This window comes from Labrenzia sp. THAF187b, assembly GCF_009363375.1.
GTDB lineage: Bacteria > Pseudomonadota > Alphaproteobacteria > Rhizobiales > Stappiaceae > Roseibium > Roseibium algicola.
This window is the reverse complement of sequence record NZ_CP045345.1, coordinates 1-21364: the sequence shown is the minus strand read 5'-3', so window position 1 is coordinate 21364 and position 21364 is coordinate 1. Positions and strand designations below refer to the sequence as shown.

At 58.1% G+C, this 21364-nt stretch carries 21 protein-coding genes; 7 read left to right on the top strand and 14 right to left on the bottom strand.

Annotation, left to right across the window (positions count from 1 at the left end; translation table 11 throughout):
* Nucleotides 1-250: 250 nt before the first annotated feature.
* Together FIV03_RS27910 and FIV03_RS27905 are read left to right on the top strand one after the other, a co-directional pair.
* Entirely contained in the window at nucleotides 251-529 is a 279-nt protein-coding gene (locus FIV03_RS27910; protein WP_152512121.1) for a hypothetical protein, read from the top strand.
* A 23-nt stretch (nucleotides 530-552) separates the two neighbouring features.
* A complete protein-coding gene (locus FIV03_RS27905; RefSeq protein WP_152512120.1) occupies nucleotides 553-969 on the top strand; it encodes a hypothetical protein in 417 nt (138 codons plus the stop codon).
* A gap of 256 nt (nucleotides 970-1225) precedes the next feature.
* Here the strand turns inward: FIV03_RS27905 and FIV03_RS27900 are convergent, their stop codons facing one another.
* The 6 genes from FIV03_RS27900 to FIV03_RS27875 form a co-directional block, all read right to left on the bottom strand.
* A complete protein-coding gene (locus FIV03_RS27900; protein WP_152512119.1) occupies nucleotides 1226-2074 on the bottom strand; it encodes a fumarylacetoacetate hydrolase family protein in 849 nt (282 codons plus the stop codon).
* A 38-nt stretch (nucleotides 2075-2112) separates the two neighbouring features.
* Nucleotides 2113-3720, bottom strand: a complete 1608-nt coding sequence (locus tag FIV03_RS27895) for a GMC family oxidoreductase (RefSeq protein WP_152512118.1) — start codon at nucleotides 3718-3720, stop codon at nucleotides 2113-2115.
* Nucleotides 3721-3756: 36 nt separating this feature from the next.
* Complete coding sequence (locus FIV03_RS27890; protein ID WP_152512117.1) at nucleotides 3757-5085, bottom strand: TRAP transporter large permease subunit; 1329 nt, start codon at nucleotides 5083-5085, stop codon at nucleotides 3757-3759.
* A complete protein-coding gene (locus FIV03_RS27885; RefSeq protein WP_152512116.1) occupies nucleotides 5078-5674 on the bottom strand; it encodes a TRAP transporter small permease subunit in 597 nt (198 codons plus the stop codon). The genes FIV03_RS27890 and FIV03_RS27885 overlap by 8 nt, the downstream gene beginning before the upstream one ends.
* A 231-nt stretch (nucleotides 5675-5905) precedes the next feature.
* Nucleotides 5906-6922, bottom strand: coding sequence for a TRAP transporter substrate-binding protein (locus FIV03_RS27880; RefSeq protein ID WP_022999513.1), 1017 nt, complete (start codon nucleotides 6920-6922; stop codon nucleotides 5906-5908).
* Between the two features lie 84 nt (nucleotides 6923-7006).
* A complete protein-coding gene (locus FIV03_RS27875; protein WP_152512115.1) occupies nucleotides 7007-8044 on the bottom strand; it encodes a C-terminal binding protein in 1038 nt (345 codons plus the stop codon).
* A 175-nt stretch (nucleotides 8045-8219) separates the two neighbouring features.
* Between FIV03_RS27875 and FIV03_RS27870 the strand changes: the two genes are divergently transcribed.
* The gene (locus FIV03_RS27870; protein ID WP_152512114.1) at nucleotides 8220-8927 is read left to right on the top strand and encodes a GntR family transcriptional regulator; all 708 of its coding nucleotides are present in this window, start codon (nucleotides 8220-8222) and stop codon (nucleotides 8925-8927) included.
* A gap of 107 nt (nucleotides 8928-9034) precedes the next feature.
* Here FIV03_RS27870 and FIV03_RS27865 read toward each other — a convergent pair whose 3' ends face one another.
* Nucleotides 9035-9679, bottom strand: a complete 645-nt coding sequence (locus tag FIV03_RS27865) for a glutamine cyclotransferase (protein ID WP_152512113.1) — start codon at nucleotides 9677-9679, stop codon at nucleotides 9035-9037.
* 9 nt (nucleotides 9680-9688) lie between these two features.
* Nucleotides 9689-10909 carry a helix-turn-helix domain-containing protein gene (locus FIV03_RS27860; RefSeq protein ID WP_152512112.1) on the bottom strand — a complete coding sequence of 407 codons (1221 nt, stop codon included), beginning with the start codon at nucleotides 10907-10909 and terminating at the stop codon, nucleotides 9689-9691.
* A gap of 104 nt (nucleotides 10910-11013) precedes the next feature.
* Between FIV03_RS27860 and FIV03_RS27855 the strand changes: the two genes are divergently transcribed.
* From FIV03_RS27855 to FIV03_RS27840, 4 genes are all read left to right on the top strand, one after another.
* Nucleotides 11014-11307, top strand: coding sequence for a hypothetical protein (locus FIV03_RS27855; protein WP_286202330.1), 294 nt, complete (start codon nucleotides 11014-11016; stop codon nucleotides 11305-11307).
* Nucleotides 11308-11309: 2 nt separating this feature from the next.
* Nucleotides 11310-12017 carry a thioredoxin family protein gene (locus FIV03_RS27850; RefSeq protein WP_152512111.1) on the top strand — a complete coding sequence of 236 codons (708 nt, stop codon included), beginning with the start codon at nucleotides 11310-11312 and terminating at the stop codon, nucleotides 12015-12017.
* A gap of 360 nt (nucleotides 12018-12377) precedes the next feature.
* A complete protein-coding gene (locus FIV03_RS27845; RefSeq protein WP_152512110.1) occupies nucleotides 12378-12860 on the top strand; it encodes a hypothetical protein in 483 nt (160 codons plus the stop codon).
* The gene (locus tag FIV03_RS27840) at nucleotides 12857-14068 is read left to right on the top strand and encodes a biotin/lipoyl-binding protein (protein ID WP_152512109.1); all 1212 of its coding nucleotides are present in this window, start codon (nucleotides 12857-12859) and stop codon (nucleotides 14066-14068) included. The genes FIV03_RS27845 and FIV03_RS27840 overlap by 4 nt, the downstream gene beginning before the upstream one ends.
* A gap of 221 nt (nucleotides 14069-14289) precedes the next feature.
* Here FIV03_RS27840 and FIV03_RS27835 read toward each other — a convergent pair whose 3' ends face one another.
* From FIV03_RS27835 to FIV03_RS27810, 6 genes are all read right to left on the bottom strand, one after another.
* On the bottom strand, nucleotides 14290-15042 hold the full coding sequence (locus FIV03_RS27835) for a transcriptional regulator NanR (protein ID WP_228148160.1): 753 nt from the start codon (nucleotides 15040-15042) through the stop codon (nucleotides 14290-14292).
* Between the two features lie 72 nt (nucleotides 15043-15114).
* The gene (locus FIV03_RS27830; RefSeq protein WP_152512108.1) at nucleotides 15115-16944 is read right to left on the bottom strand and encodes a hypothetical protein; all 1830 of its coding nucleotides are present in this window, start codon (nucleotides 16942-16944) and stop codon (nucleotides 15115-15117) included.
* 1 nt (nucleotide 16945) lies between these two features.
* A complete protein-coding gene (locus tag FIV03_RS27825; protein ID WP_152512107.1) occupies nucleotides 16946-17971 on the bottom strand; it encodes a Gfo/Idh/MocA family oxidoreductase in 1026 nt (341 codons plus the stop codon).
* Nucleotides 17972-17981: 10 nt separating this feature from the next.
* The gene (locus FIV03_RS27820; RefSeq protein WP_077293981.1) at nucleotides 17982-19046 is read right to left on the bottom strand and encodes an ABC transporter permease; all 1065 of its coding nucleotides are present in this window, start codon (nucleotides 19044-19046) and stop codon (nucleotides 17982-17984) included.
* Nucleotides 19043-20605 (bottom strand): sugar ABC transporter ATP-binding protein, encoded by a 1563-nt coding sequence (locus FIV03_RS27815; protein WP_152512106.1) that lies wholly within the window; start codon nucleotides 20603-20605, stop codon nucleotides 19043-19045. Before FIV03_RS27815 ends, FIV03_RS27820 begins: the two co-directional genes overlap by 4 nt.
* Entirely contained in the window at nucleotides 20602-21270 is a 669-nt protein-coding gene (locus FIV03_RS27810) for a DUF2291 domain-containing protein (RefSeq protein WP_152512105.1), read from the bottom strand. The genes FIV03_RS27815 and FIV03_RS27810 overlap by 4 nt, the downstream gene beginning before the upstream one ends.
* Nucleotides 21271-21364 lie beyond the last annotated feature (94 nt).

Below are 21364 nucleotides of genomic sequence, written 5' to 3'. Positions count from 1 at the left end.
CGCCAAAGGCGGAGGATCTCAGCCACATCCGGACTGCTTCCAACTTGCTTTAATCCGGCCAAGCATGGCACTGCGGTGCGCGTTGGTTAGGGACATTCAAGAGAGGGAAGAAGATACTCTTTTCGCTCATGTCGAAGATTACTCGGCAAATCGGCAAGGCATCCCGTCCGAGCAAGGGCCTGATGGTCGTACGGGTAAGGCCGCGGACGCGAGTGATATCCCTCAAGAGTGAACGAGCATCAAACGCCGGTTGGCGATCGGCTCGGGAACCGATTGCCGCACCGGCATACACCTGGCGCGTGAGGCGCATCTCAGGACGATCTTTCGCGATTTTCGGTTTTCTGAATTCAAGGCAAGAGCAATCTTTGACAAGGCCATGGTCGCACCGGAGCGTGTCGGGCTGATATCTATGCTGTGCCGGGGGGTGGACGAGCCGCTGGCCGAGGAGGGGCTGTACGACTTTGCCTCGGTGCAGGCGGGGGAATTTGATAATCAATTCGCAAGTGCTGTTAAGTGCAGAAGACTATAAACTTAATCAGAAATAGGTGCCCCATGAAGAAGGTTTTATTACTTGGTTTTTTGATTTGCATGACTTGGACTAGCCCTACGCTTGCTTGCACCGTGAACGGGAAAGATTGGGCCGGTGCAGTCAACGGGGTACTGGAGGCCTTCAAGAATGGGAAATATCAAGACGTCAAAGAAATCATCAAAGAGAATATTAGAGTTGAAAATGGCCAAGAATTTCAAAAATTGGTATCGGATCTAGAGGAATACGAGCCAGATGGATTTGATAAGTGCAGAATATTCATGAGAGAAGAGCGGCCTCCAATAGTTGAAAATTTATTTTTCAATTTATGGGAACAGATGGCAACGGAATTTTTGCCTATTTACTTGTTGTTGACGGAGGACGTGAATTTAAGAGTGGAATTCAAATTCTTCGCGTTTCTACAGACATTGAAGATATTTTGAAGATTTGGAGTAATTCATAATGGGTGAGCAAAGGATAACTTTTACTGCAGCAATATCAAATGGCACCGCAAAAACGGCTCTCGACAAATCACTCGGAGGACTAGGGGCCGAAGTATCGGATAAGTGGCTGGGAGAACACCGCCAAAGGCGGAGGCTTCTCAGCCACATTCGGACGGCGTCCAATATGCTTTAGTCTGGCCAAGAGTGACACCGCGACGGGATTGCGCCTGGCAAGACTTGATAGGTGGCCGGTCAATCAAGCCGGCTGGCTGACAACGGTTTGTCGCTGTGTCCCAAGGCCGGAGATGCTTAGATCGACAACGTCACCAAGCTTGAGAAACTGCGGCGGATCGAGTCCAAGGCCTACGCCTTCCGGCGTTCCAGTGGCAATGACATCACCGGGCATCAGACGCATGAAATTGGACATGTAGGAGATGATTTTCGCCACTGTGAAAATCATGTCGTCGGTTGAGCTGTCCTGGCGTATCACTCCGTTCACCGAGAGCGTCAATCGAAGGTCCTGCGGATCCCGGATCTCGTCCCGTGTAACCAGCCAGGGACCAATCGGGCCAAAGTTTGGTGCGGATTTGCCTTTGATCCACTGGCCACCGCGCTCGATCTGATAGGACCGCTCACTGACGTCGTTGATGAGGCAATAGCCGGCGACCATTTCCAGCGCGTCCTGCTCTGGAACGTATTGGCATTCGCTGCCGATCACGACACCCAGTTCGACTTCCCAGTCGGTTTTTTCCGATCCCTTCGGCAAAATGATCGGATCGTTCGGACCGCTGATGCATGAGGTGGATTTGGAAAACAGCACAGGTTCGGAGGGATTTGGATTACCTGTTTCCTTTGCGTGCCGGGCATAGTTCAGCCCTACTGCGTAGAAATTCCGGACACCCCCCACACAAGCGCCAAGGCGCACGTCCGGATCCACGACCGGCAGCTTTGCAGTGTCCAGGGCACCCAGGGCAGCAAGGGTGTTTTTTGTGAGTGTTTCGGGCGTCAGGTCGCTTATGTGCGCGGACAGGTCCCGAATGCGGCCTCCGGCATCAACACAGCCAGGTTTTTCCTGGCCCAACGGGCCAAAGCGAAGAAACTTCATGTGAAATCCTCGTGGTTCTGTTTCTTGGGGAATTTTTGTCAGGCAGAGAGCAGGATCATGTCTGCGGCCTTCTCGGCGATCATCACGACGGGTGATGCCGTGTTGCCGGAAACAATGCGCGGCATGATCGAAGCATCCACGACACGCAGTCCATCAATGCCCCGCACCCGCAGTTCCGGGTCGACGACGGTTTTGTCATCGACACCCATCCTGCAGGTTCCGACAGGATGAAAAATGGTTGTCCCGATGTCGCCCGCAGCACGTATGAGCGCCTCATCGGACCGGACGTCGGGGCCGGGCAGAGCTTCCTCCGGCTCGTATTTGTTCAAGGAAGGCATGGACAGCAACGCGCGTGCATGACGCAGGGATCTGAGTGCAACCGTCCTGTCACCAGGAGCGGACAGATAGCGCGGTGTTATTTTCGGTGGGCTTTCAGGGCTGTCGGAAGCGATATGCACAGTGCCGCGGCTTTCCGGCCGGAGATTGCAAACCGAAACGGTGACGGCCGGATAGGGATGCAGAGGCTCGCTGAGCCGGTCAGTCGACAGGGGTTGAATGTGATACTCCAGATCGGGCGTCGCCACGTCCGGACTGCTGCGGGTGAAAATGCCGAATTGGCTGGGCGCCATGGAAAGCGGGCCTGACCGCGACCAAAGATATTGGGCAGCCATCGACACTTTGCCTGAGAGCGAATTGACGACCTGGTTCAAGGTCCGGGCATTGCGGACTCGAAAAACCATGCGCAGTTGAAGGTGGTCCTGGAGGTTCTCACCGACGTCATCCAGGGCATGCACCACATCTATGCCGGCTTTCCTGATGACCTCCGGCCGGCCGATGCCTGACAGTTCAAGCAGCGCGGGAGAATGAACGGCCCCCGCCGAAAGAAGGACTTCTTTTCCGGCCGTGGATATAAGCTCCTGTCCTGCGCAACTGAAGGCAACGCCCGTGGCGCGGCGGCCGTCCAGGATGATCCGCTCGACTGTGGCGCCGGTCAAAAGCCGCAGATTGCCGCGTTTCAGCGCCGGTTTCAGGAAGCCCCGTGCCGAACTCCAGCGGCGGCCGCCTTTCTGGTTGACCTCGAAATAGCCTGCGCCTTCGTTGTCTCCTGCGTTGAAATCGGTCGTTCGGGGAATGCCCATTTCGCTTGCGGCACTCTGGAAATCATCCAGGAGGTCCCATCTCAACCGCTGCCGCGCGACCTTCCACTCTCCGCCCGCACCATGCAGCCTGCCATCCGCGTCCGGTCTGTCCTCGGACCGCACGAAGTAGGGCAGCACGTCCTGCCAGCTCCAGCCGGTGTTTCCCATCTGCGCCCAGCCGTCGTAGTCGGCTGCCTGACCGCGCATGTAGATCATGCCGTTGATGGAGCTGCATCCGCCGAGAACTTTCCCCCGCGGGTAGGCGAGGGACCTGCCGTTCAGCCCCGGATCGGCTTCCGTGCGAAGCATCCAGTCCGTGCGCGGATTGCCCATGCAGTAGAGATACCCGACCGGAACATGGATCCAGGGGTAGCTATCCTTGCCGCCCGCTTCCAGAAGCAGAACACTGTTGGCCGGATCTGCCGAAAGGCGATTGGCAAGCACGCATCCGGCCGTTCCGGCTCCTATGATGATGTAGTCGTATTCGCCGTCTAACCTGCGTCTCATGAGGTCGTCTCGATTGCCATTCTTGAGGGAAGTGCGTCAGTGCAGTGCGAGGGCCGGGAACATCACCAAAAGCCCTACCGCAATGACCTGAAGAACGATGAACGGAACCAGGGACCGGAAGATCTCTCCGAGGGAAATCTCGGGTGGTGTCACGCTCTTCAGATAGAAGGCGGCTGGCCCGAAAGGTGGCGTCAGGAAAGACACCTGCATGTTCATGGCAAACAATACGCCGAACCAGACGGGGTCATAGCCAAGTTCCTTGATGATCGGCACGAAGATCGGCATCGTCAGAAGTGCGATCCCGACCCAATCCAGAAACATTCCGAGTATGAAGAGAATGAGCATCATGAACAGGATGATGACTGTCGGATTGTCGGATATGCCCGTGATGAGCTGGGAAATGAAACGGATGCCGCCCATCAGGTTGTAGACGCCCACCAGGGCGCTGGCACCGATGCCGATCCACATGATCATGCCGACGGTTGCCAATGTGTGCATCGACGCATCCAGCAACATGGAGAAGGAAAATTCCCGCCGCAGGATGGTCGAAACGATCACGCCGGCGACCCCGATGGCCGAGGCTTCCGTCACCGAGGCGATGCCGCCATAGATCGAACCCAGGACCACGAACACCACCGCCATCGGCAAGACCAGGCCGCGCAGCAGGGGCAGATGTTCTGAAAGCGAAATCCGATTTTCAGGCGGGGGAGGCGCGACCTTGGGATCGGTGTACGAACGGAACAGGATATAGGCGATATAAAGCCCCGCCAGCATGAAGCCCGGGACGAATGCCGCGGTGAACAGGTCCCCGACAGAGACGTTAGCCGTCAGTCCGTAGATGATGAGAACGATGGACGGAGGAACCATTGTGCCGAGCGCACCGCCAGCGCAGACAACACCGATGGCCAGGCGGCGGTCATAGCCAAGTCTCAGCATCTGCGGCAGGGCGACGAGACCCAGGAGCACGATTTCCCCGCCGATAATGCCGCTCATTGCAGCCAGGATAACAGCCACGAATATGGTCTGGACCGCCACGCCCCCACGCAGCCGTCCGCCGACGAGTTTCATCGCATCGAACAGATCCCTGGCGATGCCGGACCGATCGAGGATCGCCGCCATCAGTACGAACATGGGCACTGAAATGAAGACGAAGGATGAGACAAAGCTGTAGACGCGGCTGGTGATCAACGGAACGGCCATCGGTCCGAACCAGCCAACCGCAAAAAGAAGAGCAACCAGCAAGGTCACCATGGCAAGAGGCATGCCGGTCAGAAGAAGACCGACCAGAAGGGCGAACATCACCAATGTGCCCCAACCGATGCCGAGTGCCTTGAGGTTCAGGCCGAAATCGAGAAGGTCAAGCATCGCTGTCTCCCCCTGTCCGGAGTGGTCGGCGCAGGTAATTCACCGTCAGGATCAGGAACTGGATGCTCATGGTGACCATCACCACGAGCAGGAAGATCTTCAGGAGGGCCGGCGCGGGCGAGTTCCAGGCGCTGCCGCTGGTTTCCAGAAAGAAGGACCCATCCGGACGGAACATCGCCTTCTTGACCATGAGCCAGGATGCCCAGGCAAAGAACAGGCACGCCAGCAGACTGGCCATGGAAATCAGCACATCCAGAACCCTGCGTGCGCGCCGGCTGACCACGTCGTAAATCAGCACGACCCGGATGTGCGAATTGCGAGCGACACAGAAAAGACCACCGAAGATGAAGGTGACGGCACTGAGGAAGGTGGTAGTTTCATGCGCCCAGATAGTGGGCGAGTTGAAGACATATCGAAGGAAGATTTCGACGACCAGCACCGCCATGGCGATGATGATTCCAACCGCGAACAATCGGGCAAGGCGGGTGATGGCCCAACCCAATCGTCCAGATTCAGGCAAATATTCCTGAGCCGGCACAAGAAGTTCGGCCTGATCCGGCACTGGGGCACGTTCTGGCGGCAGAGGCATGGACAGCCACTCCAGTCTGAGAATGGGGGATCAACCACAACGACCAGGAGCGTTACCGATCGTTCCGTGAAACCGGTCGGCAGACGGCAGCGTGTCGGGGCCAGACGCGGTTGCCCGGTTCTCGGACGCATTTGTCCGAGCCAACGCCTTCAAAAGGCTGCTTGCCGGTTGTGGCTTATCAAAAGTTCGAAGGAGGAATTCGGGCGCTGAGGCAGCGCCCGAAAACATGTGTCACTTCAACATGCCCTGACTGTCGAGATAGGAGGTCAGGGTCTCATAGACGTTCTGGGCATTGTCGGAGCGCGCTGCCACCTTGGCCCACTGGTCCATCGCGATCCTGCGGAACTTCGCCCGTTCTTCTGCCGACCAGTTGTGAACGGTGATGTTCGGGTCTGCGGTCGCTTCCGCATAGGTCTTCAGGTCGTTCATCGACAAGATGGCAACCGCATCCTGCGCAAAGTCACGAACGGAGACTGTCAGGATTTCCTGAAGATCGGAGGGAAGCGCGTTCCATTTGTCGAGGTTCATGGAAACTTCCACCAGAGGCATGGAATGGAACCCCGGATAGACCGGATGTTCGGCAACCTTGTGCAGGCCCTGCTGGTGATTGGTTGAAAAGACGGTGGAATCCGCAGCGTCGATAACGCCCTTGTCGAGCGCTGTGTAAACCTCGGAATAGGGCAAGTTGACCGGAACCGCGCCGGCGGCCGCGAAGACTTCCTGAATGAGGCCTTCCGGGGCCCGTACCTTCAGGCCTTTCAGGTCATCGACCCCGTCCAGAGGACGTTTGGAAACGAAACCTTCAAGACCCGTGGTGGTGGCGCCGATGAAATGAAGACCATACGGCTCCTCAAGCGCGTTCATCAGCTCATAGCCACCGCCGTAGTTGATGAAGCGGAACATTTCGTCGGGTGCCGCCCAGGCACCGATGGGGTTTGCAATCAGCCCGAACGCAGGATCCTTGCCGGAGAAATAGCTGACGTCGGTAATGTGGCCGTCCAGAATGCCATTGCCGACTGCGTCCTGGGTTTCATTGTATTCGACAACCGAACCAACCGGCAGAAGCTCAATCGACAACCGGCCGCCGGACATCAGTTTTACACGTTCTGTCCAGGCCTGCTGGATGGCGAAGTTCGGGTTTCCAGCCGGATCGACCGACTGGAATGTCAATTCGAAATCCTGTGCGACGACCGAGGTGCTGCTGAGCATGCACGCTGCGATGAACGTCTTGAAAAACGTCACTTTCATACTTTCCTCCCTGAATTGGACATGTTTGGTGATCCCATGTCCTCGGATCATGTTGCGGGTTGCTGGTCCCGCAGGAGCTTTGCGTCAGGCTGCCCCGCTGAGAGCTGGCGTGACCGGTGAATTGACGAGGTTGCGAAGGCGGCCCTCGCGCAGGAACTGCATGGCCGTTTCCACCGAAAGGCGCCGCGCGTCGGCGACGCTTTCCGGGCTGGACCAGGCCGCATGGGGCGTCACGAACAAGCGCTCACCGACGATCGGATCGGCGCCATTTGCATAAGCAAGGGCGATTTCATCGGATTTGGAAGGCGGCTCGACCGGAAGCACGTCGATCCCGGCACCTGCGATCGTTTGCTGTCGCAAGGCGTCCAGAAGCGCGTTCACGTCGATGATCGCACCGCGTGCCGTGTTGATCAGAATTGCGTGCGGCTGCATCATCGACAGTCGCTCGGCGTTGATCATGTTCCGGGTTTCCGCTGTCAGCGGACAATGCAGGCTGACAACATCGCTTTGGGACAGCAGCTCTTCGAGATGGTCGCACCGGTCCACGCCTGCGGCGATCTCGGTACCGCGCGACACCAACGGATCATATGCCAGAACGCGCATGCCGAAGGCCTTGGCCCGAAGCGCTGTGGCAATGCCGATCCGTCCGAGGCCGATCACGCCGAACGTCTTGCCGCGCAATCGTGCCAGCAGTGGCGCCCGGGCATGGTCAAAGCCGTCTTGGGGCGATTGCATGAGGTTGCGATGATAGCTGGCGATACCGCGCCGCATGGTGAGCATCAGGGCAATGGCATGATCGGCAACTTCGCTGGTGCCGTAGTCCGGTGTATTGCACACCGGAATGCCTGCATTGGCGGCTGCCTGAAGGTCGATGTGGTCAAATCCGACACCGGCTCTCACAATGATCTTGCATCGATCCAGCTTTGAAATGAGCTGGGGTGAAACTGGCATTTCATGCCAGACCACCATCGCATCACACGACCGCAGAACCTCTTCAGGCAACTGCTCGGGAGAGCGCTCGCGGTAAATATCCCAGTCCACATTGTCACCCGCCGTGGCCCGTTCGATCAAGGCATCGTCTGGGTATTGGGCATCAGGGGTCAGGAGACGCAGGCGGGACATGAAATACCTCTTGAACTTCAAAGTGCATTTTGTGTTTGCATTGGACCTTCTAGAATTCTAGAATTTACTCGAATGTCAAACAAATTTTTGAAACTATGAAAAAAGCAAGGTTTTTGGCGATTACAGGTCTGCTAGACCGTGGTGTAGTGAGCCAGGTGGATGCGAGGAGAACAGAGTGTCGCTAACCCAGGAAGCCAGCGAGCGCATTCGTGATGCGATCGTGTCCGGTAAATTTGAATTCGGTGAGCGTCTCTCGGAAGAGCAAATCGCAAGAGCGCTCGGGATGAGCAAGGCACCGGTTCGAGCCGCCTTCATGGAATTGCGTGACATGGGTCTGGTGACCATTGTCCCACAGGCTGGAACCTACGTGTTTACACCATCGCGAAAAGACGTCGAGGAAATGAGCCAATTCCGGGCCATGCTTGAAAAGGAAGCTCTCCAGATGGCTCTGGAGCGGAACCGAAGTGGGCTGGTGCAACAGTTGTCCGCCGCCATTTCGCAGATGGACCACGCAATAGAAATTGGCGACCGGCTGCGCTACAGCACGGCCGACAGCGCGTTTCATCGGGTCATTCTTCAGATTGCCGGAAACAGGTATCTTGAAAAGGCCTATGATCTGACTGCAACTGCTCTGGCCGCGCTGAGAGCACGCCTTCAGTCAGGCGAAGGCGACTACTGGCACCGCTCCTACGCCGAGCACACCCGCATGCGCGACCTGATCGATCAAGGCGAATTCGAAGCCGCTCACGCACTCCTGCAAGAGCATATCCTGATCATCAATCGATCCCTGGCCCTGCCGGATACCAACACCCAGATCCGCCAGAAAGCACAGCTGCGCTCGGACCAGGAGTGTCAGGAATTGCTTCTTCAAAGTCAGGGCTGACTGTTTTGGGTGAGTTGCCGCAAATTTTTGCGGTTAAGCGCTTGCAACAAGCCCTGCGATACTCTCGGCTCCATGACCTTAATGCGAGGGTCTTTTTGGGAATCAGATCACTCGGAATCTGATCCCGGCCGTCGGACGACCAACAGTTTTCCGGCTCCTCCGCTGCCGCAGAAAAAGCGATCACCGCCATCGGATTCAAGTCCCGAGACGCCGGAACCCGATGGCATTTGCAAACACTCCAGCACATCTCCAGTTGCGGCATTGATGTGCCGGATATCGCTTTCGCCGTCCTGCCAGGTGCCATGCCAAAGCTCGCCATCCACCCATGTGACGCCGGTTACGAAGCGATCCGATTCAATTGTACGATGAACCTTGCCGCTTTCTGGATCCACCTGGTGGATCCTGCGGCCGCGATGCTGTCCAACCCAAAGGAACCCCTCGGCCCAAGCCAGTCCCGAATGCCCCCCGTCGCCGGGTGTCGGTATCGTGGCCAGCACTTCTCCGGTTGTGGGGTCGATCCTGTTGATTGCGTCATCGGCAATCTGGAAAAGATGAGTTCCATCAAAGGCGGTGCCGGCATCGGCGGCAGTCGCGATCGATCCCGTAATCTCTCCACTTTCCGGATCAAGAGCATTTAGCCTGTCTCCGGACGCGAACCAGACCCGCTCGCTATCAAAGCTGACCCCGGCAATGTCATCGATGCCGGGAAAGGGCCCGAACTCCCGGATGATCTCTGCTGTTCTGTGTTTCATGTGGCAATTCTAACCGGTGGCGATTGCGAGGGGGAGTAACAAACTTGTCGGGAATCCGGGAACACTCGATAGGGTCCAGCGGCAGGCCCGCCCTCGTCCAAAGGATCGAACCTTCCCGGCAAGGGCAAGGTCTTCAAGCTTCCTTTGAACCGTACGCGAACTTACGTCGAGTGCCATGGCCAGTGCAGAACTCGACCAGGCCTCTCCGTCCGCGAGCAGCGCCAGCACCTCCGGGTGGTCGCTTTCCACCGGCGGCGCCAGCACGGCGACCTGGTGAGCGCCGTACAGCTTCAGAGCAAAACCCAGGCTCGTTGCCCTTACCGCGGCGACGGGTTTGATGACCTTGCGAAGTCGGGCAATCTCGACACGCAACCTAGCCCGGTGCGAGTCGTCCACATGCTTTGCCCCGAAGGCGTGCATGAGAAGGTTTTCGCGCGAAACATCTTCCGGCCAGACCTCTGCCAACGCCCGGGCCAGAGCAAGCAGGACAGGACGGCGGTCGAGTGAGATCAACTTTTCCCCAAGCCGCACAGCATTTCGGCAGGTATCTACAATAAACGTATCGGAGGCGACCAGAGCCTCGACCCCGTCAAGCTGCAGCAAGTCTTGCCTGTCGCGAGAGACAAGACGGGCGGCCGGTGCCTCCAGCGCATGCCTTGCCTTTTCAACCTCGGCCTTGAGGGAAGGAATACCGGCATCCCGGGCAGCACGTGCTGCCTGCTCGAGCGCGGCTCGTGCAGGCCCCGTCCGGATTTGCCGCATGGCTATACCGGCGACCACAAGACAGTAGCCGGCGCGAGACGCAGGCGGCAAGACGCCGATGTCGATGCTGTCGAGTGTCCTGTGAGCATCTTCGAGCCTGCCGATGAGCAGAAGCTGACGGGCTTCGAGATAGCCGGCATGTGCAGCATTCACCTGATCACCACCAGTTTCGAGCGTCGTCCGTGCCGCACCAAGGGTTTGAAAGGAGCGGCCGAGGTCGCGGCAGACCAAAGCGATCTCGGCTTCGGCAACCATGCAGCGTGCACGCGCCATCGGCTCATCCGGCCCGAAGGCGTGGGCCGCATCCTTCAGCAGCTCTCTGGCGCGCGCAAGGTCGCCGAGCTGGGCCATGGCAATGCCGCGCAACGCCAATGCCGGCGCGTCGTTGCGCAGTGCCACCCGTTTCAATACCGCCAGGGGATCTCCGGACGAAAGGGCGCGCGCCGCCGCGGCGATCAGCATGTCCATGGAAATCCCGTCAAACTTGTAACTCTCACCCGCCCCGTCTCCGCATCTATGTCTTTGCTCACCGGGCGATGGTCGCAAACGCCGGATCATACGGAGGACCGATAATGACGATGTTTGCAGGTACAGGGAAGACACAAGGACCCTCTGGGCACTGCCGCGACACAGCAGCATGCCTTCGGCTGGCCGCCGCGCCAACCTTTGGCTCAATGGCGTGGATTTCCGCAACCGGAGTGCAGGGGTGGGAGATCTGTTCATCCGTTCCAGGCTTCCTGCCTGTGAATGACATGACCCTGATGTACGTCCTGATGGGCCTGTTCCACCTGCCGCCCTGGCTCAGGCTGATGTCCGCCCGCTCGCGGCGCTTCGATATCCCCACCACCCAAACTGAAGGAGAATGATCATGCAACACGCTGTTGTTTCACATGAAGACTGGCTCGCCGCGCGGCGGGCCTTGCTGCAAAAGGAAAAGGAACTCACGCACCTGCGTGACAGTGTCGCCAGTGAGCGTCTCGCCTTGCCGTGGGAACGCATCGAGAAGGACTATGTCTTCGATACACTTGACGGCCCGCGCTCTCTTGCCGGTCTCTTCGAAGGGCGGTCCCAGCTCGTGGTGCAGCATTTCATGTTGGCGCCGGGATGGAAGGAAGGCTGTCCGAGCTGTTCTTTCATGGCCGACCACACCGACGGCATGAACCTGCATCTTGCCAACCATGACGTGACCATGATTGCGGTCTCCCGCGCACCGCTTGCCGATATCGAGCGCTACCGCAAGCGCATGGGCTGGACGTTCGGATGGGTCTCGTCCTTCGGCAGCGACTTCAACTACGATTTTCGGGTCAGTTTCACCCCCGAGGAGGTCGCCAGCGGGCACATCGACTACAATTTCGGCGGCTGGAACATGACGGGCGAGGAATGGCCCGGCGTCAGCGCCTTCATCAAGAACGAGGCCGGCGAAGTTTTTCGCACATATTCGACCTACGGACGCGGTGTCGAAGTGATGATGGGCACTTATGCCATGCTCGACCTGACGCCCAAGGGGCGCAATGAGGCGAGGGGCATGGACTGGGTGCGCCGACACGATCGCTACGAAGAAGCACCTGGGAATTGAGTGCGCAATGCATGCCGGCAGCGCCGGTAACGGAAAGCTCGCCGGGCCTGCAAAGGCCCGGCAAATTGCAAATTTGCCTCTAGGCCCGCCGGAACCTTTTCGGACGGCAGCGACCAGGACGAACAGCTATCTGAGACTGCTCGCTCGGGACGTCTACTCCAACCATCTCGTCATTCCGGAAAGACATTGCCTGAAACACGTCGCTTCGGCCTCGGAAGGTGCGTGTCATTCCGACTGCGGATCAGACCGACCTAACGTGTCCTCGGCCAGAAACGCAATTTCCTGTTTCAATCGGTAATTCCTGCAGACATTATGTTCCTGGTGACGTTGGGTCACAGCACATTGGGTGGGGGAACATTCATGAGCACGACGGCAACCACGGCGCAGACGCTGGACCCACCGCCGGATTCCTGGGTCGCGCCCGGCGCCAGCGACGGCTTTGCCACAGCCGGGTTGATTACACTGCTGCTGCTCCTTTTCCTGGTGATCTACCTCTATGCCGTTTTCGACCGCTACGCAGAGCACAAGGGATCGAGGACGCCGATCCGCACCACGATCCCGACCATGCTGGTGATCGGCCTTGCCTATGACCTGGTGCCGCCCTTGCGGGACGTGAGCCTTCTGTTGCCGTTGACCCTGATTTTCGCCGCCTTCGCCTATGACGTCGTTCTCTGGATGAAGCCGGAACCGGTCGCGGACGAGACGTTGCAGGAAGAGGAAACAGCAGCCGTCGAGAACGCGTCGCCTGCCAATGGAACGCCCCCTGCCAAAGAACAACCGATAGCAGAGCAGTCAGTAGCGGATCTGCAGGCACCGGTCGAAGGAAAAGGAGCCAACGCATGATCGAGCTCCTCATCACCTGCTTTCCGCTGTTGCTGCGCATGGCCTATCTGCGCTGGCGGGGCCGCCCCGTGACGCTCTACAACGTCCACCGCGCGCTGTTCGTCTGGATTGTATTGTTCGTCGCACTGATCTTCACGGTCGAGTATTATCATCCGGACACTCCAAATGCGCTGATCCCCTACCGTGTCGTGCCGATCGTCACCGAACGCGGTGGCACGGTCACCGAGGTGCCGGTCAAGGCCGGTCAAACCGTCAAGGTCGGCGATCTGCTTTTCACGGTCGACGACAGCAGCGAAAAGGCGGCGGTCGCGACCGCCCAGACCGCGGTCGGCGAGGTCAACAGCCAGATCGATGTCATCAAGGCACAGATCAAGGCAGCCGCGGCCGACCTCGCCCGGACGAAAGCGGTTCTCGACACGGCCAATCTGACCCTGTCGGAGCAGCAGGACCTCAAGGACAAGAACTCGCCCGCCTATACGCTGAACAGGTATGAAAATGCAAAGGCTGCGCAGGAGCAGGCGGCCGCCAATGTGAACGCCGCCAACTCCAAGATGGAAGCGCTGCAAGTGCAGCTTGATCAGGTCCTGCCTGCAGAACTGAAGTCCGCGGAAGCCGCCCTTGAACAGGCCAAGGTCAATCTTGCCAAGACCAAGGTGTATTCGTCGGTTTCCGGCAAGATCGAGCAACTAACGCTGAATGTCGGCGCTCGCGCCGCGCAGTTCTCGGTTAATCCGGCGATGGTCATCGTGCCGGATCGCGACGAGTCCGATCCCATCGAAATCGTCGCTGGTTTCAGCCAGACAAACAGCGCGGTTCTGCATGTCGGCATGCCTGCGGAGGTCGCCTGTGAGAACAACATCAACAGCGGCATGGCGAACACGGTGCTGGCAGCGCGCATCGTCCGCATCCAGGACGTTATCGCGACCGGCCAGCTCGGTCCTACCGGCGTCCTGATGCAGCCGTCAGACCGTCGCGGCCCCGGTGATCTGGTCGTACATGTTCGGCTCGAATATCCCGAACAGAACGCTTTGCTGGTTGATGGTGCCCGATGCCTGGTCCAGGCCTATACCACCCATATTTCCGGCTCTCTCCAGGGCACCTTCATGGGTGGCATCATCCAGGCCTGGGCGCTGGAAAAGGCGTTGATCATGCGGATGAAGGTCTGGATCATGCTCTTCGCTGGAACGGGACTGATCGGCGGAGACTGAGTTGGCAGAAATACGTCCGATCCTTGACGCGATGCTCGATGTCATCCGCAAGGACGGCGCAAATTCGACTTGTTGACCAGCTGCGGGCATTGCCCGTTAATGATTACGTCCGGTTTCCGGATCCTGACGAGAGCCGCCGAAAGACTGAAATGGGGACGCTTTGCCGGCTGGCAGGCACCGATGGCACCAACCGCGCGCGCAACGAAACCGTTAGTGCGGTGTCAAATGTGATGCCGGTAAAGGTCCTGGGATCTGTTCAGGTGCGAGCGCATTGCGCTTTCGGCCTCTTCAGCGACGCCGCCTTCGATGCACTCGACGATTTTCGAATGCTCGGCAAGCGTGACGTTCTCCCGTCCCGACCAGATCAACAGGTCCGTATGATAGTTGAACAGCCAGTTGAGCATGGCGTCACTTACTGCTGCAAAAATCGGATTGCCCGAGATCGAGGCAATCTTGCTATGAAACGCGATGTCGGCCTTGATGAAGTCGGACGGACTGTCGAGCATGTCCTCTTGATGGCTGATGAGGTGCTTGAGCTCGGAAATGTCTTCGGGCGTTGCCATTTCCGTCGCGATCCTGACCATGCCGACTTCAAACAGCCTACGCGCCTGCTTCAGGTGCTCCAGATTGTCCGAAGACGCAGACAGCAGCATGCGAGCCACCATATCCATCTGCCGAAACGCAAGATCGGCCGAAAGCTCACTGACCCTGGAGCGCTCACCCTGCGAGATCGAAATGAGACCCTGGGTGTGCATCGTCTGCATGGCCTCGCGCACCGCGGGCCGGCCGACGCCGAAACGTTGCATCAGTTCACGCTCAGACGGCATGGGGTCACCGGGTCCAAGCTCGCCCCGTACAATCATTTCACGCAATCGATCGAAAACCTGATCGGAGAGTTTTCGCCGGACAATCTTGTCGTCACCGGCCCCCAAGCCGTTCCAGTTTTCCATGACCCGCCAATCTGATCTCTTCATTGTTGGGGTGTCTGAACGTCGCGACAAGCACGGCGTCAAATTCGCCAGCCGCTTCAACACCCTTGGGAAGACTTATAGCCGGATAACTTCAAATGGGCCAAACGTCCTGCGTTCCCCAAAGCCGATTTCCAGTTCCCGATTTGTCAGATTTGCAGCAAACCGCAAGACCTCACCTTCCTTCTCCACACAAAGAGCAGCTACGTTGGCTGGTGTTTCATCGTTGCAATCGATGACAGCCCCTTCGCTTAGCCCAGCAAGGAGCGAGACAACTTCACCGACAGGCAGAAGAGATCCGCTTTCTGTGTCCACGATTCCTCTCGGGCCTGTGAAACTGGCCGGGATCCATTGGTGGATATCAGCGTTGGCAATTGCGGACGCATACCCCATGGCCCAGGCAGCGGCGAAAAGGCCGCGCTGACGCGGATCCTCGTGGGTCATGCAGATGCGCTCGTTCCCGGGATTGGCGAATGTCTGCGAACCGTAGGGATTCTGACGCATGCCGATGGTTGTCGGTCCCAGTCTGTATTCCTTGTCCTTGCCGATGATTGCACGGGCAGTACGCGTGATGTGCGGCAGGGTCTCAAGTGTTTCGAGAACACTCTCGTCATCAGCAGCATGGACAATCGGATTGGTCGCGTGGGTCACGAAATCAAGCAACGACACCGGAGGTCGCTTGCGGTTCAACTCGGTGAAATAGCTGAACATGCCGCCCCCGAGCCTCATGCCGGGGAAGCAGTGCCTTGCGGCCGTATAGATGTCCGCCAGGGGAGGGCATTGCGGCCATTCGCTTCCAGGCGGTGTCGATTGTCGATCAACGGAAGGACAGACCGCAATGGAAGCCAACTCGAGCCCGCTTCGATCAATCATGTCGGCAAGGTTTTGAAACTCGGCCAAGAGGTCTCCCTTGCAGGAAACCACATATTCAAGTTCATAGGACGCCGGGAAACGAACTTGCAGCTCCCTGAAACCCTCGAGCGCCTCCTGCCCATGCAAAGCAGTTGGATCAAGGTGACACAGGATCGCTGGAGGGTTCACTTTCCTCAGGAGGTCAATGTGACTGATGGCGGACTTCAGGTCTTCCGGGCTGATCAACAAACCGATGCGCGGAAACCGGCTTTTTGTTTTCTTTCCCGCTTTAAGTTCGACACCCCTGGTGGAGGTGCTTAGCGGTGATCTGGTCGATGGGGCAGTCTCGTTTGCAAGATTTTCAATCTGAAGGGTAATCGACTGTTCGACCTCCTTGCCCGCTTCAATGACATATGGCCACGGAAGCGCCAGGGGTCTCACATAGGTCTTGTAGGAAGCGTCTGACCAGTTGCGCTGGTCCTCCATTTCGAACGTGTCGCCGTCCATCTGGCATCGGGCCTTCAAGTGCGGCGCAGGTGCGTGGGTCAGCGACCGGATCGACTTGAACGGTTGCCAGGGATCTATGAGGTCTGGAAACCTGGTTTGGACGACCGAACCATCACAATGCTCCACTTCGACAGGTTCACCGGCTACTCCATTGATCGGATGCAGCACCGTGAAACCACAGCGGTTGGTTTCGAAGGCGCTGTCGGCAACAGCCGAGGAGTCAAATCTCAAGGAACCGGTTTCCGTGCCGGTGATGCGTGCCGTGACGCTGAGACCCGCCCCCTGGTTTTTGTAGCGGGAAACATAGGAAATCTCGAAATTCCCGGGCTCTTCCAGGATAACGAGATCAGAGATGGCTCCGGAAAGCGTGCCCCAGTCCTTGTCACGCACCACGTAGGAAATAGCGCGCAGCACTTCGTGGCCCTCGAAACGGACGTAGCGCAGGTTTCCGTTTTCCAGCCGTACTTCCAACGGTCCTGCGCGCAATATCCGGAAAGACTCCGGCGCACTTTCCGTTCCGTATAGGCGCATGCGGCTCACGGTACTCATCTCAGGCGCTGCCCAGTATGATTGTTCGGCTGTTTCCGGCGGCGGAAAGATACGCAGCCTCGACCAGTTCCAGCGTCTTCAGGTTGTCCGTTCCGGATGTCTCTGGCGTGCTGGCAGCATTCAGGCAATCGATGAAGTGCCGTTGAATGTTGTAGACACTTTCCTGAATGTTGTGCCAGGGGCGCTCCGCCCAGGAAAGCAATGGGGGCGAAACGTCCAGTTCCCTGGTGCCGGAGGCATTGTGCAGCACCAGCCTGTAATCAGGCATCAGCCTCAGCGTTCCTTCACTGCCATCCACTTCAAGAAGGCTTTCCGGAAAGCTTTCCCGGGACAGCCGTGATGCGTAGCTGCAGTCGACAACACTGGTGACGCCGCTTTCGTGAACCAGCATCATAGTGGCAACGTCTTCCGCCTTTATTGCCGGATTGACCCGCTTGGTGCTTGCCGAGATGGTACGCGCGTCACCGAACAGGAAACGGGCGATGTCCAGGATATGAATCCCGAGGTCCTGGATGATGAAACGGTCATCCGTCGCAAGATACGGCTGGCTGGAATAGACATCATAGGCCGAGCGGAAACTGACCCGCCCCCAGAACGGCGTTCCGATACTGCCCTTTTCGATTTCGGCTTTCGCCGCACGGATTGCCGACTGCCAGCGGAAGTTCTCATGCACCATCAGGGTCACGCCGGCCGCTGCAGTAGCATCTACCATTGCAGTGGCGTCTTCCAGTGTGTCCGCAAAAGGCTTCTGGCAGATGATGTGCACTTTCGACCTCGCCGCGAGTTCCACCAGCGGCCGGTGGGTCTGAACTGTCGTCGCGATGTCGACAAAGTCGAGATCTTCCAACTTCATGAGCTCGACCGCGTCGGAATAGGTCCTTTCAATGCCAAAGCGTTCGGTCGTTTCCTTCAGGCGTTTGTCGTCGCGATCACACAGCGCGATGATGGCTGCTCCATTGACATCGGCCCATGCATGCATGTGATTTTGGGCGAAAAAACCACAGCCGATCAATGCGCCTTTCTTCATGAAATTCTCCTCAAGCTGCCGCGGCCTGCTGCTGTAGTGCCACACGGGCCTGCAGCTTTTGCTGCGCCTGGTCGACAACTACGGCAGCGATAATCACCAGGCCCTTGATAACGGTCTGCCAGAAGGAACTGACCCCCATCATCACGAGTCCGTCGGACAGAACGCCTATCACGAATGCACCGACAATCGTTCCACCGATCCGTCCGCGTCCCCCCGACATGGATGTGCCGCCGAGGACCGCCGCCGCAATCGCATTGAGTTCGAAGGTCTCTCCAGTTGCCGGATGCGAAGCCACCAGCTGTGAAGAGATGACAAGGCCGACAATGGCCGCGCAAAAGCCCGAGAACATGTAGACGAACATCTTGACGCGATTGACCTTCACACCCGAGAGGGCGGCTGCCTTCTCGTTGCCGCCAACCGCATAGATGTGCCGTCCCAGTGGCGTTCGGCCTGCTATATACGCGGCGATCAATCCGACAGCTATCAAGAGCCAGATGGACACCGGGATACCGAGAAAGCTACCAGTGCCGAGGATGTCGAAACCCGTAGATCCATAGGCCTCCTTGCCGACGAGGTTTGGAAACGTCGCCCCGTCAGAGGAAAGCAGCGCCAGCCCGCGTGCCACGTAAAGCGTTCCGAGTGTCGCGATGAAAGGTGCCACATTGAGACGCGTTATCAGAACCCCATTTATCGCTCCCACGAAAACACCGACGGCGAGCGTGATGAGAATGATCTCGAAGATATTGAAATAGAGCGAGTACCCAATCCCCAGATCGACACCGTTGAGAATGAGATAGCCGGCCACCATTCCGCAAAGGCCGACAATCGACCCGACCGAGAGATCGATCCCGCCGGTTATGATGACGAAGGTCATGCCGATCGCCAGAAACGCGTTCAGCGCCACGTGCTTGGACATGATGACGAAATTCGCGGTGCTGAGGAAATTCGGAGCCGCAAACGAGAAGAACGCAAACACCGCAATCAGGGCGATGAATGTCCTGAGCTTCAAGAGCAGCAGGATCATCGGTTGTCCGCCGGAGGTGCCTGAAGGCTGCATGGTGGTGACTGATGTCATCCGTTACTACTCCCAATGAAATGACCTGCTTCGGAGGCAGGAGCGTGCCCGATCGCAGACGCCGCGATTATCTGTTCTTCCCGCACGTCGGCGCCCTCGAACTCGCCCGTAATGCTGCCGTTCGACATCACGATGATCCGGTCGGACAGGGACATGACCTCCTCAAGATCCGAGGTGACGAACAGAATTCCCAGTCCTTCAGCCGCAAGCCGCCGCATGGTGCGAAAGACCTCGGCCTTTGCGCCAATGTCGATGCCGCGGCTCGGCTCGTCCATGAGCAGGACCTTTGGCGAGGTCATCAGCGCCTTGCCGATCACGACTTTCTGCTGGTTGCCTCCCGAAAGAGAGCTGACGGGGTTTTCCATGCTGGCAATCTTGATGGCGAGGTCCTTCACGAACCGCTTCACCGTCTCCCGCTCTGCTTTCAGGCTGAGGTGAATGCCCTTCACGAACCTGCCGAGGCTCGACAAAGACATGTTCTCCCGGATCGGCAGGATCTGGATCAGACCTTCCGACTTCCTGTCTTCGGGGATTAGCGCCAGCCCGCGTCCGATACGCCCAGCAACGTCCGGTTCGTTCAGATGGCGTCCCTCGACGTAGAAGTCCCCCGTGCAATGGGGATGCTGAGCCATGATGCACTCGAACAATTCGGAGCGCCCCGCGCCCATGAGGCCGTAGATGCCGACAATCTCGCCAGCTCGCAGGGACATTGACACGTCATCGACAACGAACTTTCCCGTCCGGCCCATCAGGCTGATGTTCTCGCAGCGAAACACTTCGTCGCCGAAGTCATGATCGACCGTCTTGGCGAAGTCCTTTGAGGCTGCACCGATCATGTTCTGCACGATCCAGGGCACATCGACGCCGTCCATGCTCCTGGCACCGGTTCGTGCACCGTCCCTCAGCACCGTGATGTAGTCGCCTATCCGGATCAGTTCCTCCAGGCGGTGCGAAATGTAGACGATGCCGACACCGCGTTTCTTGAGGTCCGCGATGACCCGGAAGAGGATTTCGACTTCTGCCGCACTGAGGGCGGATGTCGGCTCGTCCATGATCAGGATCCGGGCATCCTGGGCCAGTGCCTTGGCGATCTCGACAATCTGCTGCTCCCCGATGCGAAGGTCGGACACCATCGCGTCCGGCGAAATGTCGTGCTCGAGACGCTGCATCAACGCTGCGGCTTCCGACCTCTGGTCGCTGGCGGCGATATCCACCCCGGCGCGGGTCTTTTCCCGTGCGATAAAGATATTGTCGGCAACCGACATGTTGGGAAACAGGTTGAGTTCCTGGAAGACAATGCCGATCCCGTGTGCCGCGGCCGTGCGCGTATCGGGGAAAGAGACCTTTTTCTCTCCCATCAGAATATCACCCGAGGTCAGCTGCTCGACGCCGGCGATCACTTTCATCAAGGTGGATTTGCCAGCGCCGTTTTCGCCAACGAGCACATTCACTGCGCCAAGCCGGACATCGAAGTCCACGTCCTTCAGCGCGTGTGTACCTGGATAGACCTTGTTGGCGGCGCGCACGGACAAGCCGATCTGGTGCTTTGCTTCTGTCATGACCCACCAATTTTTGTCTCAACGGGTGTGATCAGGTACGGCGGACCATCACCGCGCACCGTAAAGGCACCAAGCACGTCAACCGTCTTGCCCACGAGATCGTCGCGGGGCAAATCTTTCAGAGCGCTTTCGTAAGCGCGTGTATTCAGGGAACGGGAGAGCTGGGCAAACTCTATCTGATCGGTAAATGAGGAGAAATCTACAAAGGGAAGGATGTCCCGGAGTGCTGTTCCGCGGATCACCGGACCGAGCTGCAGGATAACGTCTGCCTTGCCATCAGCGGTGACGTCCACTTCCGCAGTGGCGGCACGCGTGTCCGTCTTGGCTGCCAAGATTGTGCCCTGTACCCGGGCTGCGAAATTCCAGGGACTTCCCTCGCTGGACGGACGATAACCATGTGCTTCGCCGGCGACGTCAACATCTCCTGCGATCGCATCGCCGAGAACGACCATGTCGGTCGCCGTTTGCTGAAGATGTGGCAAAACCTGTTTGGCCCAGATGTCGGCGACAAGGGCATCCATGTCGCCGCCCTGATCGCTTGAAACGACTTGCTGGGCCTGACCGTCACCGTCATTCGTGGCAACGTGCTTTTCGAGTTTGCAGCCGCCCAGGCCGGCGGCAACTGCAAAAACTAACAACAGGGAAGGAACTGCGCCGCGATCCACTGTGCAACCTCCTTGAACAGAACCCTTCCGGCGGTATCCGGCAGGACTTTTTCAGGTTTTCGTGGGAAAGATCACACCGCGGCGGGGCATCCGC

Excerpts from the sequence above, each read along its gene's own strand:
- FIV03_RS27905 (WP_152512120.1), top strand. The coding sequence starts at position 553 with ATGAAGAAGGTTTTATTACTTGGTTTTTTGATTTGCATGACTTGGACT.
- FIV03_RS27900 (WP_152512119.1), bottom strand. The coding sequence starts at position 2,074 with ATGAAGTTTCTTCGCTTTGGCCCGTTGGGCCAGGAAAAACCTGGCTGT.
- FIV03_RS27895 (WP_152512118.1), bottom strand. The coding sequence starts at position 3,720 with ATGAGACGCAGGTTAGACGGCGAATACGACTACATCATCATAGGAGCC.
- FIV03_RS27890 (WP_152512117.1), bottom strand. The coding sequence starts at position 5,085 with ATGCTTGACCTTCTCGATTTCGGCCTGAACCTCAAGGCACTCGGCATC.
- FIV03_RS27885 (WP_152512116.1), bottom strand. The coding sequence starts at position 5,674 with ATGCCTCTGCCGCCAGAACGTGCCCCAGTGCCGGATCAGGCCGAACTT.
- FIV03_RS27880 (WP_022999513.1), bottom strand. The coding sequence starts at position 6,922 with ATGAAAGTGACGTTTTTCAAGACGTTCATCGCAGCGTGCATGCTCAGC.
- FIV03_RS27875 (WP_152512115.1), bottom strand. The coding sequence starts at position 8,044 with ATGTCCCGCCTGCGTCTCCTGACCCCTGATGCCCAATACCCAGACGAT.
- FIV03_RS27865 (WP_152512113.1), bottom strand. The coding sequence starts at position 9,679 with ATGAAACACAGAACAGCAGAGATCATCCGGGAGTTCGGGCCCTTTCCC.
- FIV03_RS27860 (WP_152512112.1), bottom strand. The coding sequence starts at position 10,909 with ATGGACATGCTGATCGCCGCGGCGGCGCGCGCCCTTTCGTCCGGAGAT.
- FIV03_RS27855 (WP_286202330.1), top strand. The coding sequence starts at position 11,014 with ATGACGATGTTTGCAGGTACAGGGAAGACACAAGGACCCTCTGGGCAC.
- FIV03_RS27850 (WP_152512111.1), top strand. The coding sequence starts at position 11,310 with ATGCAACACGCTGTTGTTTCACATGAAGACTGGCTCGCCGCGCGGCGG.
- FIV03_RS27845 (WP_152512110.1), top strand. The coding sequence starts at position 12,378 with ATGAGCACGACGGCAACCACGGCGCAGACGCTGGACCCACCGCCGGAT.
- FIV03_RS27840 (WP_152512109.1), top strand. The coding sequence starts at position 12,857 with ATGATCGAGCTCCTCATCACCTGCTTTCCGCTGTTGCTGCGCATGGCC.
- FIV03_RS27835 (WP_228148160.1), bottom strand. The coding sequence starts at position 15,042 with ATGAAGAGATCAGATTGGCGGGTCATGGAAAACTGGAACGGCTTGGGG.
- FIV03_RS27830 (WP_152512108.1), bottom strand. The coding sequence starts at position 16,944 with ATGAGTACCGTGAGCCGCATGCGCCTATACGGAACGGAAAGTGCGCCG.
- FIV03_RS27825 (WP_152512107.1), bottom strand. The coding sequence starts at position 17,971 with ATGAAGAAAGGCGCATTGATCGGCTGTGGTTTTTTCGCCCAAAATCAC.
- FIV03_RS27820 (WP_077293981.1), bottom strand. The coding sequence starts at position 19,046 with ATGACATCAGTCACCACCATGCAGCCTTCAGGCACCTCCGGCGGACAA.
- FIV03_RS27815 (WP_152512106.1), bottom strand. The coding sequence starts at position 20,605 with ATGACAGAAGCAAAGCACCAGATCGGCTTGTCCGTGCGCGCCGCCAAC.